This is a genomic window from Pseudomonas sp. YA1 (assembly GCF_058680555.1).
The window spans coordinates 14685-28079 of sequence record NZ_JBZWBG010000026.1; the positions used below are offsets into that span (position 1 = coordinate 14685).

General features: G+C 63.9%; 11 protein-coding genes. All 11 read right to left on the bottom strand.

What is annotated here, in order from left to right:
• Positions 1–37: 37 nt before the first annotated feature.
• The 11 genes from AC4OR5_RS28080 to lptD all read right to left on the bottom strand — a co-directional run bounded on the left by AC4OR5_RS28080 (position 38) and on the right by lptD (position 13367).
• On the bottom strand, positions 38–544 hold the full coding sequence (locus AC4OR5_RS28080) for a DUF4136 domain-containing protein (protein ID WP_003085071.1): 507 nt from the start codon (positions 542–544) through the stop codon (positions 38–40).
• Positions 545–638: 94 nt separating this feature from the next.
• Positions 639–2192 (bottom strand): SpoVR family protein, encoded by a 1554-nt coding sequence (locus AC4OR5_RS28085; protein ID WP_003099581.1) that lies wholly within the window; start codon positions 2190–2192, stop codon positions 639–641.
• A complete protein-coding gene (locus tag AC4OR5_RS28090; RefSeq protein WP_003099579.1) occupies positions 2189–3460 on the bottom strand; it encodes a YeaH/YhbH family protein in 1272 nt (423 codons plus the stop codon). Before AC4OR5_RS28090 ends, AC4OR5_RS28085 begins: the two co-directional genes overlap by 4 nt.
• A 100-nt stretch (positions 3461–3560) precedes the next feature.
• The gene (locus tag AC4OR5_RS28095) at positions 3561–5483 is read right to left on the bottom strand and encodes a PrkA family serine protein kinase (protein WP_003085078.1); all 1923 of its coding nucleotides are present in this window, start codon (positions 5481–5483) and stop codon (positions 3561–3563) included.
• A gap of 278 nt (positions 5484–5761) precedes the next feature.
• Positions 5762–6094 carry a thiosulfate sulfurtransferase GlpE gene (gene glpE / locus AC4OR5_RS28100; RefSeq protein ID WP_023083949.1) on the bottom strand — a complete coding sequence of 111 codons (333 nt, stop codon included), beginning with the start codon at positions 6092–6094 and terminating at the stop codon, positions 5762–5764.
• Between the two features lie 43 nt (positions 6095–6137).
• Entirely contained in the window at positions 6138–6989 is an 852-nt protein-coding gene (locus AC4OR5_RS28105) for a symmetrical bis(5'-nucleosyl)-tetraphosphatase (protein ID WP_003113213.1), read from the bottom strand.
• On the bottom strand, positions 6989–7369 hold the full coding sequence (apaG, locus tag AC4OR5_RS28110) for a Co2+/Mg2+ efflux protein ApaG (RefSeq protein WP_003085085.1): 381 nt from the start codon (positions 7367–7369) through the stop codon (positions 6989–6991). Before apaG ends, AC4OR5_RS28105 begins: the two co-directional genes overlap by 1 nt.
• A 36-nt stretch (positions 7370–7405) precedes the next feature.
• Positions 7406–8212: a 16S rRNA (adenine(1518)-N(6)/adenine(1519)-N(6))-dimethyltransferase RsmA gene (rsmA, locus tag AC4OR5_RS28115; RefSeq protein ID WP_003099569.1), complete on the bottom strand. Its 807-nt coding sequence runs from the start codon at positions 8210–8212 to the stop codon at positions 7406–7408.
• A gap of 115 nt (positions 8213–8327) precedes the next feature.
• Positions 8328–9314 carry a 4-hydroxythreonine-4-phosphate dehydrogenase PdxA gene (gene pdxA / locus AC4OR5_RS28120; protein WP_034075334.1) on the bottom strand — a complete coding sequence of 329 codons (987 nt, stop codon included), beginning with the start codon at positions 9312–9314 and terminating at the stop codon, positions 8328–8330.
• Entirely contained in the window at positions 9311–10603 is a 1293-nt protein-coding gene (locus AC4OR5_RS28125; protein ID WP_003109024.1) for a peptidylprolyl isomerase, read from the bottom strand. Before AC4OR5_RS28125 ends, pdxA begins: the two co-directional genes overlap by 4 nt.
• Positions 10584–13367 carry an LPS-assembly protein LptD gene (gene lptD / locus AC4OR5_RS28130; protein WP_058160816.1) on the bottom strand — a complete coding sequence of 928 codons (2784 nt, stop codon included), beginning with the start codon at positions 13365–13367 and terminating at the stop codon, positions 10584–10586. Before lptD ends, AC4OR5_RS28125 begins: the two co-directional genes overlap by 20 nt.
• Between the last annotated feature and the right edge of the window lie 28 nt (positions 13368–13395).

Consider the following 13395-nt stretch of genomic DNA (forward strand, 5'->3'; position numbering starts at 1 on the left):
CCTCCGCGTGATAGGCGGAAGTCTACCCCAGGGTGTCCTAGCGGGCGCGTGGAAGCTGCCGGAGCAGGGCGCCGACCGCCAGTTCGAGCTGTTCCGGATTGGCCCTGGCGGGGCTGAGGCCGGTGCTTACCATACCTTCCCAGAGAACGCGCTCCTCCAGGTCGACCAGGCGCACGCGCAATGTCCCGGTTTCGTCGCGCAGGCGGTGGATCGCCAGGTAAGGCCCCATGCCGGAGGTGGGCGGAAGGTCGGGGCGGAACTCCAGCGGTGCGTCGCGCAGCGCCAGCCAGTAGTAGACGCGGAATTGCGGGGTGGCGCTCTCGTGGTAGCCGTGGGCCGCCAGTCCCTGGCGCAGCTCTGCGTTTATCAGCGGATAGCGGTTGCGGTAGGGCAGGGCGTCGACCGCCTGTTCCGGCGGCATCAACTGGAAACCTTGCAGGCCGGGCAATCCGGCGCTGGCCGGATGGGTCACCCGGGCGCTGGGGATGTGGCTGGCGCAGGTGGCCAGGACGAGGCAGAGCAGGACGATGGCGAACAGGCGCATGGCGGCTCCCGTGGACGGCCGGCTTCTTGTTCTGCTGTGGGCGGCCCCGACCGTGCCGGCATGCTGGCTGGCGGTCGGGGCGGACGTCAACCGATCAAATGGGCGGGATGATCAGGTCCAGGCGCGGGTAGCCTTCCTCGCCCTCGCTGGCGCCCTTGGGCGGCATGTGGTGGGTCTGCACGAGCTGGTCGCCCTGCAGGGTCTCCAGGTGGATATCGAAGCCCCACAAGCGATGCAGGTGCTTGAGCACGTCGGCGGTGGAGTCGCTCAGCGGCTGGCGGTCGAACTGCTGGTGGCGCAGGGTCAGCGAGCGGTCGCCGCGACGGTCGACGTTCCAGATCTGGATGTTCGGCTCGCGGTTGCCGAGGTTGTACTGCGCCGCCAGGGTCTCGCGGATGGTGCGGTAGCCGGCTTCGTCGTGGATCGCCGCGACCAGCAGGTCGTCCTTCTGGTCGTCGTCGAGAATGCTGAACAGCTTCAGGTCGCGAATCACCTTGGGCGAGAGGAACTGGAGGATGAAGCTTTCGTCCTTGAAGCTCTTCATGGCGAACTTCAGCGTGGCCAGCCAGTCGCTGCCGGCGATATCCGGGAACCAGCGGCGGTCCTCATCGGTAGGCTCCTCGCAGATGCGGCGGATGTCGCGGTACATGGCGAAGCCCAGGGCGTAGGGGTTGATGCCGCTGTAGTAGGGGCTGTCGAAGGACGGCTGGTAGACCACGCTGGTGTGGTATTGCAGGAACTCCATCATGAAGCCGTCGTTGACCAGGCCTTCGTCGTAGAGGTCGTTGAGCAGCGTGTAGTGCCAGAAGGTCGCCCAGCCTTCGTTCATCACCTGGGTCTGGCGTTGCGGGTAGAAATACTGGGCGATCTTGCGCACGATGCGGATCACCTCGCGCTGCCAGGGCTCCAGCAGCGGCGCGTTCTTCTCGATGAAGTAGAGGATGTTCTCCTGCGGCTCGCTCGGATAGCGCGCCATGGATTGTTCCTTGTCCTTGCCGCCGACGCGCGGGATGGTCCGCCAGAGGTCGTTGACCTGGCGCTGGATCAGTTCCTCGCGCTCCTTCTGCCGCTGCCGCTCCTCTTCCGCGGAAATCGGGTAGGGCCGCTTGTAGCGGTCGACACCGTAGTTCATCAGGGCGTGGCAGGAGTCGAGGAGGTCTTCCACCGCGTCGATCCCGTAGCGCTCCTCGCACTGCATGATGTACTGCTTGGCGAACACCAGGTAATCGATGATCGAACTGGCATCGGTCCAGGTGCGGAACAGGTAGTTGCCCTTGAAGAAACTGTTGTGCCCGTAGCAGGCGTGGGCGATCACCAGCGCTTGCATGCACTGGGTGTTTTCCTCCATCAGGTAGGCGATGCAGGGGTCGGAGTTGATCACGATCTCGTAGGCCAGGCCCATCTGGCCACGCTTGTAGTTCTTTTCCGTGCTGAGGAAGTGCTTGCCGTAGGACCAGTGGTTATAGCCGATCGGCATGCCCACCGAGGCGTAGGCGTCCATCATCTGCTCGGCGGTGATCACCTCGATCTGGTTCGGATAGGTATCCAGCGCATAGCGCTCGGCGATCCTGCTGATTTCCCGGTCGTACTGCTGGATCAGCTCGAAGGTCCATTCCGAGCCGGTGGCGATGGGCTGGCGCTTGCTCATGCGACGAGCCTCCTCTGGAACAGCTCGCGGAACACCGGGTAGATGTCCGATGCCGAGACGATCTGCTGCTGGGCGAAGCTGTCTTCGAAGGCTTCGCGCACGCGCTCGTACTCGAACCACAGGGCCTGGTGTTCGCGCGGGGTGATCTCGACGTAGGTGTAGTACTGGACGAACGGCATGATCTGCTTGAGGAGGATGTCCCGGCACACCGGCGAGTCGTCGTTCCAGTTGTCGCCGTCCGAGGCCTGGGCGGCGTAGATGTTCCACTCATGGGTCGGATAACGCTCGGCCATGATCTCCTGCATCATCTTCAGCGCGCTGGAGACGATGGTGCCGCCGGTCTCGCGGGAGTAGAAGAACTCCTCCTCGTCGACCTCGCGGGCGCTGGTGTGGTGGCGGATGAACACCACTTCGATCTTCTCGTAGTTCCGCTTGAGGAACAGGTAGAGCAGGATGAAGAAGCGCTTGGCGATGTCCTTGGTCGCCTGGGTCATCGAGCCGGAGACGTCCATCAGGCAGAACATCACCGCCTTGGAGGTGGGGTTGGGCTGCTTGACCAGCAGGTTGTACTTGAGATCGAAGGTGTCGAGGAACGGTACCCGGTCGATGCGCGCGCGGAGCTTGGCGATCTCCAGCTCGAGTTCCTGGATATCGCCGAGGTTGTCCGGCTCTTCGCGCTTGATCCGCTCCAGTTCCTTCAGCGCCGCGCGCAGCTTGGCCCGGCTGCCGCCGGACAGCGCGATGCGCCGCGCATGGGCCGAGCGCAGGGTGCGGACGATGTTGATGCGCGACGGGTTGCCGTCGTTGCTGATGCCGGCGCGGACGGTCTTGAAGGTGTCGGTGCCGGTGATGTGGCGCTTGACCAGGTTGGGCAGCTCCAGGTCCTCGAACATGAAGTCGAGGAATTCCTCCTGGGTGATCTGGAAGACGAAGTCGTCCATGCCTTCGCCGCTGTTGCTGGCCTTGCCGCCGCCGCGGCCGCCCCCGCCGCCGGATGGGCGGGCGATGTGCTCGCCGGCGGTGAATTCCTTGTTGCCGGGGTGGACGACGGTCTGCCGCCCGCCGCGGCCATGGTGCAGCACCGGTTCGTCGATATCGCGCCCGGGAATGCTGATCTGCTCGCCGTGCTCCATGTCGGTGATGGAACGCCGGCTGACGGCCTCCTCGACGGCCTTCTTGATGTGTTCACGGTAGCGCCTCAGGAAGCGCTGGCGGTTCACCGTGCTCTTGTTCTTGCCGTTCAGACGCCGGTCGATGACGTAGCTCATGAATGCTCCTCAGGGCCTGTGGCGCCCCGCCGGAGCGGAGGCGCCGAGGTCCGAATGCGACGGCGACCGGTACGGTCGCAGCGACCGTACCGATGGCAGACTACTGCGACTTGCGAACCCGCAGGTACCATTCCGACAGCAGGCGGACCTGCTTCTCGGTGTAGCCGCGCTCGACCATGCGTTTGACGAAGTCGTTGTGCTTCTGCTGGTCCTCCTTGCTGGCCTTGGCGTTGAAGCTGATGACCGGAAGCAGGTCCTCGGTGTTGGAGAACATCTTCTTCTCGATCACCACGCGCAGCTTCTCGTAGGACAGCCAACTCGGGTTCTTGCCGTTGTTGCCGGCGCGGGCGCGCAGCACGAAGTTGACGATCTCGTTGCGGAAGTCCTTCGGGTTGCTGATGCCGGCGGGTTTCTCGATCTTCTCCAGTTCCTCGTTGAGAGCGGCGCGGTTGAGGATCTCGCCGGTTTCCGGGTCGCGGTATTCCTGGTCCTGGATCCAGAAGTCGGCGTACAGCACATAGCGGTCGAAGATGTTCTGACCGTATTCGCTGTAGGACTCCAGGTAGGCGGTCTGGATTTCCTTGCCGATGAACTCGACGTAGCGCGGCGCCAGGTATTCCTTGATGAAGCGCAGGTAGCGCTCGCGGGTTTCCGGCTGGAACTGTTCCTGCTCGATCTGCTGTTCGAGGACGTAGAGCAGGTGCACCGGGTTGGCCGCTACCTCGTGCGGATCGAAGTTGAATACCTTGGAGAGGATCTTGAAGGCGAAGCGGGTGGAAAGCCCGGCCATGCCTTCGTCGACCCCGGCCGAGTCGCGGTATTCCTGGATCGACTTGGCCTTGGGATCGGTATCTTTCAGGTTTTCGCCGTCATATACCCGCATCTTCGAGTAGATATTCGAGTTTTCCGGCTCTTTCAGCCTCGACAGCACGGAGAACTGCGAGAGCATCTTCAGGGTGTCCGGCGCGCAGTGGGCATGCGCCAGCGAGCTGTTGACCAGCAACTTGTCGTAGATCTTGATCTCGTCCGCCACGCGCAGGCAGTACGGCACCTTGACGATGTAGATGCGGTCGATGAAGGCCTCGTTGTTCTTGTTGTTGCGGAAGCTGTGCCATTCCGACTCGTTGGAGTGAGCCAGGATGATGCCGCTGTAGGGCAGGGCGCCGAGGCCTTCGGTGCTGTTGTAGTTGCCTTCCTGGGTCGCGGTCAGCAGCGGGTGCAGGACCTTGATCGGGGCCTTGAACATCTCGACGAATTCCATCAGGCCCTGGTTGGCCCGGCAGAGGGCGCCAGAATAGCTGTAGGCGTCCGCGTCGTTCTGCGGGTATTCCTCCAGCTTGCGGATGTCGACCTTGCCGACCAGCGCGGATATGTCCTGGTTGTTCTCGTCGCCGGGCTCGGTCTTGGCGATGGCGATCTGGTTGAGGATCGAGGGGTACAGCTTGACCACGCGGAACTGGCTGATGTCGCCGCCGAATTCGTTGAGGCGCTTGGTTGCCCAGGGCGACATGATCGAGCGCAGGTAGCGCCTCGGGATGCCGTAGTCCTCCTCGAGGATGGCGCCGTCTTCGTCGGGGTTGAACAAGCCCAGCGGCGACTCGAAGACCGGCGAGCCCTTGATCGCGTAGAAGGGCACCTTCTCCATGAGTTGCTTGAGTTTTTCCGCCAGGGAGGATTTACCGCCGCCGACCGGGCCGAGCAGGTAAAGGATCTGCTTCTTCTCCTCCAGGCCCTGGGCCGCGTGGCGGAAGAACGCGACGATCTGGTCGATGCATTCCTCCATGCCGTGGAAGTCGGCGAACGCCGGGTAGCGGCGAATCACCTTGTTGGAGAAGATCCGCGACAGCCTGGAGTCCACCGAGGTGTCCAGCAACTCCGGCTCGCCGATCGCCATCAGCAGGCGCTCGGCGGCGGAGGCATAGGCTGTCTTGTCTTGCTTGCAGAGGTCGAGATATTCCTGGAGGGAATATTCCTCTTGGCGGGTCGCTTCGAAGCGTTCCTGGAAGTGACTGAAAATGCTCATGACGTCTCCTCGCTCGATGCAGTGAGCCGGCGCGGGATCGGTCGTGCGGGTGCGGGGGGGCCGCCAGCCAGGCCGGCGAGAATCCCCCAGACTCCGTCGCTGCACGGTGCTTCCCTTTCCGCCAGCGCTCCTAACGGTCACAGCCGATGGCCCGGAAGCCGGTGTGCCGGCTCTCCCCTGTTTTGGATGGCCTGAGGAAAAGAATAGTTCGTTCTGGACGGAGTAAAGGAAGAAAGGCGAGAGAAGTTACAGTTTTTTTGGCGGGGTAGCGGCGTGGCCTACTCCGCTTCGCCGCTGCTGGTATCCGCGGGATAGACGCTGCGCCATAGCTCGAAGCCGCCGTCGAGGCTGTAGACGTCGCTGAAGCCCTGCTGGATGAAATAGGCGGCGGCGCTCTGGCTGGAGTTGCCGTGGTAGCAGACCACCACCAGCGGAGCGTCGAGGTCGGCGGCGGCGATGAAGTCCGCCACCGAGTGGTTGTCGATGTGCCGCGAGCCGCTGATATGGCCGACAGCGAAGCTCTGCGGGTCGCGGATGTCGACCACCTCGGCGCCGTTTTCGCGGAGCTGGCGGGCCTGTTCGGGGGCGATGCGCTGGAAGGTGTCGCTCATGTCGGGGTACCTGTGTACAGGGCGTCCACCGGACGCCGGAGATTCATGCGGGCGTGGCGGCGGGTCTGGCCGGCGCGCGCTGTTCGGCGCAATCGCAGCTCAGGCGTTCGCCGCTGTCGACGTTCAACAGGGTCATCCGCGCGCCCCAGACGCAGCCGGTATCCAGGGCGAACAGGCCGGGCTCGTCGCAGTGGCCTTCGAGGGCCGCCCAGTGGCCGAAGATGATCTTCTCGCCGCGGGTCTTGCGCGAAGGGAAGCTGAACCAGGGGGCGTAGCCGGGCGGCGCGGTGTCGAGGCCTTCCTTGCTCTTCAGGTCGAGCTTGCCATCTTCGGTGCAGAAACGCATGCGGGTGAAGTAGTTGGTGATCACCCTCAGGCGGTCGATACCATGCAGCTTCTTGTCCCACTTGGCCGGCTCGTTGCCGTACATGCCGTCGAGGAACAGCGGCAGGCGCTGGTCGTCGCGCAATGCTTGCTCCACCTCGGCTGCGCGCAGGCGGGCTTTTTCCAGGCTCCACTGCGGGGGGATGCCGGCATGCACCAGGGCGACCTTGCGTTGTTCGTCATAGTGCAGCAGCGGCAGGCGACGCAGCCAGTCGAGCAGTGGCTCGCGGTCCGGCGCCTCGAGGATTTCCCGCAGCGTGTCGGACTTCTTCAGGCGCTCGGACTTGTGCGCTACCGCCAGCAGGTGCAGGTCGTGGTTGCCCAGGACGCTGACCACCGACTCGCGCATGGCATAGAGGAAGCGCAGCGTCTCCAGGGACTGCGGGCCGCGGTTGACCAGGTCGCCGACCAGCCACAGGCGGTCCTTGGCCGGGTCGAAGGCGACGCGCTCCAGCAGGCATTTCAGGGGATCCAGGCAACCCTGCAGGTCGCCTACCGCGTAGACCGCCATCAGTGCAGCGCTCCCGGTACGGCCAGACGAAACACCGGGATCGCGGCGTCGAAGGCGATTCCGTCGCTGCCGAGCATCTGATAGCTGCCGCGCATGCTGCCGACCCGGGTCGCCAGCACCGTGCCGCTGGTGTAGGTGTGTTGCGCGCCGGGGGCGATCAGCGGTTGCTCGCCGACCACGCCGGCGCCGCGAACTTCCTGGGTACGGCCGTCGCCGTCGGTGATGATCCAGTGGCGCGACAGCAGTTGGGCCGGAACCTCGCCCTGGTTCTCGATGGTCACCGTGTAGGCGAAGGCGAAACGGTTCTGCTCCGGGGCGGACTGTTCCGGAAGGTAGCGGGTGTCGACCCTGACGTTGACCTGGTGCTGGGTATCGCTCATACGGCTTGCCTGATTCCTGACGAGTGTCTCATCAGACTAACGATTGCCTGGCAGCTCGGCCAGCCGGTTGGCCAGGCGGACGAATGCGGCCAGGTCGAGTTGTTCGGGACGAAGGGTCGGATCGACCTCTGCGGCCTCGATGTCCTCGACGCTCAGGAGAGGCTTGAGGGTGTTGCGCAGGGTCTTGCGGCGCTGGTTGAAGGCCTCGCGGACCACCCGTTCGAGCAGTTTCGGGTCGCGTGCCGGATGGGGCGGCTCGGCGAAGGGGGTGAGGCGGACGATGGCCGAGTCGACCTTGGGCGGCGGGTTGAACGCGCCGGGGCCGACGTTGAACAGGTGCTCCACCCGACAGTGATACTGGACCATGATCGAGAGCCGGCCCCAGTCCCCGCCGCCCGGCGTGGCCGCCAGGCGCTCGACCACTTCCTTCTGCAGCATGAAGTGCATGTCCTCGATCACCGGCGCGTGCTCCAGCAGATGGAAGATCAGTGGCGTGGAGATGTTGTAGGGCAGGTTGCCGACCACTCGCAGCTTCTCGCCGCTCTCCACCAGCGAGGCGAAATCGAACTTGAGGGCGTCGCCCTGGTGCAGGCTGAAGCGCGACTCGAGGCCGAATTTCAGCTTCAACAGGGGGATCAGGTCCTGGTCGAGCTCGATCACGTCCAGGCGTGCGCCGCTGCCCAGCAGTCCCTCGGTCAGGGCACCCTGGCCCGGGCCGATCTCCAGCAGGCGCTGACCCTCGCGGGCATGGATGGCACGGAGGATGCGGTGAATCACCCCGGCATCGTGCAGGAAGTTCTGGCCGAAGCGCTTGCGCGCGCGGTGTTGGTAAAGCTCGGACATTGGAAACGGTTCCAGGCTGCGGGCCCCAGGCCAAGGCGGGAGGCGCGGATGCGAAAGGGCGCCATTTTAACAGCGAAGCGTCGGGCCGGCAGGGCTAAACGATGGCCGACCGCCGTCAGCAGCGGCTGGCCGCCATCTGGTAGGCGGTTTCCAGGGCGACCTGCAGGCTGCCGCTATCGATGCGGCCGCTTCCGGCCAGGTCGAGCGCGGTACCGTGGTCGACAGAGGTGCGGATGATCGGCAGGCCGAGGGTCACGTTCACGGCGGCACCGAAGCCCTTGTACTTGAGCACGGGGAGACCCTGGTCGTGGTACATCGCCAGCACCGCGTCGCAATGCTCCAGGTGCTTGGGAGTGAACAGGGTGTCGGCCGGCAGCGGACCGATCAGGTCGAGGCCTTCGCCACGCAGGCGCTCGAGGCAGGGTTCGATCACCTCGATCTCTTCCCGGCCCAGGTGACCGCCTTCGCCGGCGTGCGGGTTGAGTCCGCAGACCAGGATGCGCGGATGGGCGATGCCGAACTTGTCGCGCAGGTCGGCGTGGAGGATGCGCGCGACCCGGGTCAGGCGCTCATCGCTAATGGCGTCGGCGACCTCGCGCAGCGGCAGGTGGGTGGTCGCCAGGGCCACGCGCAGGCTGCGGGTGGCCAGCATCATCACCACCTGGGCGGTGTGGGTGAGGTCGGCGAGGAATTCGGTATGGCCGGAAAAGGGGATGCCGGCTTCGTTGATCACGCCCTTGTGCACCGGTGCGGTGATCATCCCGGCGAAGTGCCCGTCGAGGCAGCCCTGGCCGGCGCGGGTCAGGGTTTCCAGGACGTAGGCGGCGTTGGCGCGGTCCAATTGCCCGGGGCGGACCGGGGCGGCCAGCGGCGTATCCCATACGTACAGTTGGCCGGCTTTGGCTGGTCGCTCTGGCCAGGCGGCCGGGGAAACGTCCTTAAGGTCGATCGCCAGGCCCAGTTGGCCGGCGCGCTCTTGCAGGAGCGTGCGGCTGGCGATGGCGATCAGGGGGTGGGGCTGGGCGGAGCGGGCGAGCAGCAGGCACAGATCGGGTCCGATACCTGCCGGCTCGCCGGGAGTGAGCGCGAAGCGCAGGCTCACTGCTTGATTTCCACGTAGGCCTCGTCGCGGATCTGCCGCAGCCAGGCTTGCAGTTCTTCGTCGTACTTGCGGTTGCGCAGAACGCTTACCGCCTGCTGCTCGCGGAACTTCTCGCTGCTGTCGGTGGCGCGACGGCCGAGGACCTGCAGGATGTGCCAGCCGAACTGCGAGCGGAACGGCTTGGACAGCTCGCCCTGCGGGGTATCGTTCATCACCTGGCGGAACTCGGGCACCAGGGCTTCCGGGTCGATCCAGTTCAGGTCGCCGCCGTTGAGGGCGGAACCCGGATCTTCGGAGAAGCTCTTCGCCAGTTCGCCGAAGTCTTCCCCGGATTGGATGCGCTCGTACAGCTTCTGCGCCAGCTTCTCGGTCTCCGCTTCGCTGCGGATTTCGCTGGGCTTGAGCAGGATATGGCGGACATGCACTTCGTCACGGACCATCTTGCTGCCGCCGCGCTTCTCTTCCAGCTTGAGGATGATGAAGCCGCCGGGGGTGCGGACAGGCTCGGTGACGTCGCCGACGGCCAGGGAGCCGATCATGCTGTCGAACGGCTGCGGCAACTGGGCGGCCTTGCGCCAGCCGATCTCGCCGCCTTCCAGGGCGTTGTCGCCGGCCGAGCGGGAAATCGCCAGTTGGCCGAAGTCGGCGCCCTGCTTGAGCTGCTGGTAAAGCTCCTGGGCCTGCCTTGCGGCGGCCTGGATCACGTCCGAGGACGCGGCTTCCGGCACCGGGATCAGGATATTGGCCAGGCGGTACTCTTCGGAAAGCTGGATCTTGCCCATGTCCGAGGCAAGGAAGTTCTTCACCTCCTGCTCGCTGACCTGGATGCGCTCGGCGACCCGGCGCTGGCGCACACGGCTGATCACCATCTCGCGACGGACCTGCTCGCGTGCGTCGGCGTAGGACAGGCCGTCGCGGGTGAGGGCGGCCTGGAACTGCTCCAGGCTCATGCCGTTGCGCTGGGCGATGGTGCCCATCGCCTGGTTCAGCTCCTCGTCGGAGATGCGGATGCCGGAGCGGTCGCCGATCTGCTGCTGGATGTTCTCAATGATCAGGCGTTCCAGCACCTGCTGGGTCAGCACGTGCTCGGGCGGCAGCGGCGCACCGCGCTTGAGCAGCGTCTGGTGCACTTCACGCAGGCGCTGGTCGAGCTGGCTCTGCATGATCACATCGTTGTCGACGATGGCGACGACCCGGTCCAGTGGTACCACTTCGGCATGCGCGAAGGAGCAAAGGAGTGCTGCGCCCAATGCAAGGGGGCGCAGCCGGTTACATAGCTTGATCTTCACGTTGACGATAACCTTGGATGCCTTTGTCGAGGAACATTTCTGTCTTGTTGCCTACGATGCCGCCGAGGCCCTTCAGGACGATCTGCAGGAAGATGCCGCGGTCGGCTTTTTCATTTTGGTTGAGGAAGGCATCGTCATCCACGTCCAGCCAGTAGCGGTTGATCAGACGCAGCTTCCAGCAGCAACTGTCGTATTCGAAGCCACCGAAGGCCTCTAGGGTCCGGTTCTTGTTGTAGTCGTACTGCCAGCGGGCGAGCACGGACCATTGCGGCACCAGCGGCCAGATGACGGAGAAATCATGCTGCTTGATGATGTCGTTCTCGCGGCCATACTCGAAGCGGCCCGTAGAGCTGTTGAAGCGGCGGGAGTCCTCGCGGTAGCGATAGCCTGCGTTGACCACCTTGTTCGGATTGTCTTCCGGCTGGTAATGGAACATGGCACTGCCGGACTCGGTACGACTAGTGTTGGGATTCCAGTTGAAGTCGGAACTGACCCTCCAGTCGCGGTTGAAGCGATATTGACCCATTAACGCATAGGGGGAGCGCCAGCTATCGGTATCCGGATCTTTCAGGTCTGGGTTAGTTAGCCGCAGACGGTCCAGATCTTTCTCGGTCAGGCCTGGCAATTGAACACGACGATCGCGGAAATAGTAGATCTGTCCGGCGCTCAGGCTTGCACGTTCGAACCCATTGCTTTCGATAAAGCGAGTGGTTACGCCCAGAGACAGTTGGTTGGCATCACCGATTCGGTCGCGGCCGGAGAAGCGATTCTCCCGCCATAGGGAGTCGTAGCTGAACGAAGGTTCACTGGTGTCGAATACCGGGATGTTCTCCTGATCCTTGTATGGAACGTAGAGATACATCGCCCTTGGCTCCAAGGTTTGTCGGAATTGCGTACCGGCTAAGGTGGTGTCGCGATCAAAGTACAGCCCGCTATCGACCTTAACCAGAGGCAATGAACGATCTTGGCTGCTATCGAAGGTCTCGTCATAGGTCGTGAGAGTGCGCTTGCCCTGGCTGTCCAGATCCAAATCATATTTGGTGTACAGGTACTTCAAGGTCGGCGTCAGGTAACCCCAACTGCGGGTCATCGGTAGGCTCATGCCGGGTTCGAGATGTACACGGTCGCCGGTGGAGCGTGCCAGGCCTTGTAGATAGGCGTCCGCGCGACGGCCCCACTCGCTGCCGTCGTCGTTCAGGTAAATATTATCGTCCAAATCCCGGTCGAAGCGGACGAACTCGGTGCTGTAGTTGAACTTCACACCGCCAGGTTCGTAAGGCAAGAAACCATCGAAAGTGATCTGTGGCAGACGCTCGTAAGGCGTTACATCGGTGGTGGTCGCCAACTGGTACGCCTGCGCATTCAAGCGGCCAGTAAAGGTGTCCCCGCGATAGGTCAGAGTGCCCCGTTGGTTGACGTAAGTAGTACTGCCTACACCCAGGTCAGTATCCAGGTCCTGGAAGTAATAGGGATCGCTGATCCGCGTGTAGTCGACCTCGGCCAGCCAGCGCGAATCGAGGCCGGTGGTGTTCTTGAGGCCGTACAGCCAGCGGTCCTTGCTGTAGTCCGGGAAGTTCTCGCGGTGATCGTCCTTGTCGTTCAGGTAGGCGGCGTTGACGGTGCCTTCGCTGCTGTGGGTCAGGTAGCGGAACTCGCCTTCCAGCATCATGCCGCGCTTGGCCATGTAGCGCGGGTACAACGTGGCGTCGTAGTTCGGCGCCAGGTTGAAGTAGTACGGGGTGACCAGGGTGAAGCCGGTGTCGCTGGTGCTGCTGAAGCTCGGCGGCAGGAAGCCGGACTGGCGGCGGTCGTCGATCGGGAAATAGATGTACGGGGTGTAGAACACCGGGAAATCTTTGACCCGCAGGGTCGCGTTGGTCGCGGTGCCGAAGCCGGTGGCCGGGTTCAGCTTGACGTTGTTGCCCTTCAGGGTCCAGGCGTTGCTGCTCGGTTCGCAGCGGGTGTAGGTGCCATCCTTGAGCATGATGATGGCGTTCTCGCTGCGCTTGGCGTAGAGCGCGCTGCCGCGGGCATGGGCCTTGTGGATCACGTACTCGGCGTTGTCGACCTGGGCCTCGCCGTTGTCCAGCTGGACCTGGGCGTGGTCACCGACCACCAGCATGCCCTTGTCGCGCAGCTTGACGTTGCCGACCAGTTCGCCGCGGTTTTCCAGCTGGTGCAGGTTGGCCTCGTCGCCTTCCACCTGCATGCTGCCCTGGCGCAGGACCACGTCACCGGCGAGGGTGGCGATCTGTTTTTCCTGCTCGTAGCGCGAAGCCTTGGCGGATACGTAGGTCGGGCTCTCGTCGCTGGGCGCGCCGTCATCCATGCCCGGACGCACCGGCTCGATGTAGGAGCCGCCGCAATAGGGGCCGATTTCCGCCAACTGGGCGGCGGTCAGTTTTTCCCGAGGAATCCAGTCGAGGTGCGAGTAGTCCGCACTGCGGGATTTCAGCGCGCGACCGCCGGACTCGGTGACCAGGCGCTGGGTCGGCTCTGCCTCGACGGTTTCGCCTCCGCTGCCGGATACACTGGTGCCCGCCGCGGCGGTGCTGACCGAGGTCGCGGTATGCGCCGGGCGCGGTGGCAGGTTGGCATTGGCGTTCTGCAGCGGGGAGCAATCCCAGCCGCCGGTGGCCGATACCTTGCAGTCGAACTGATCGGCGGCCTGTACAGTCAATGCTGCGACCGGCTGCAGAGCCAGCAGGCTGCCGGTGACCAGCAGGGGAAACTTTCTTCGAAACACGAGGGATTTCACTGCCATCTTGTTAATCCGGGCTTCCTGCGCGCCA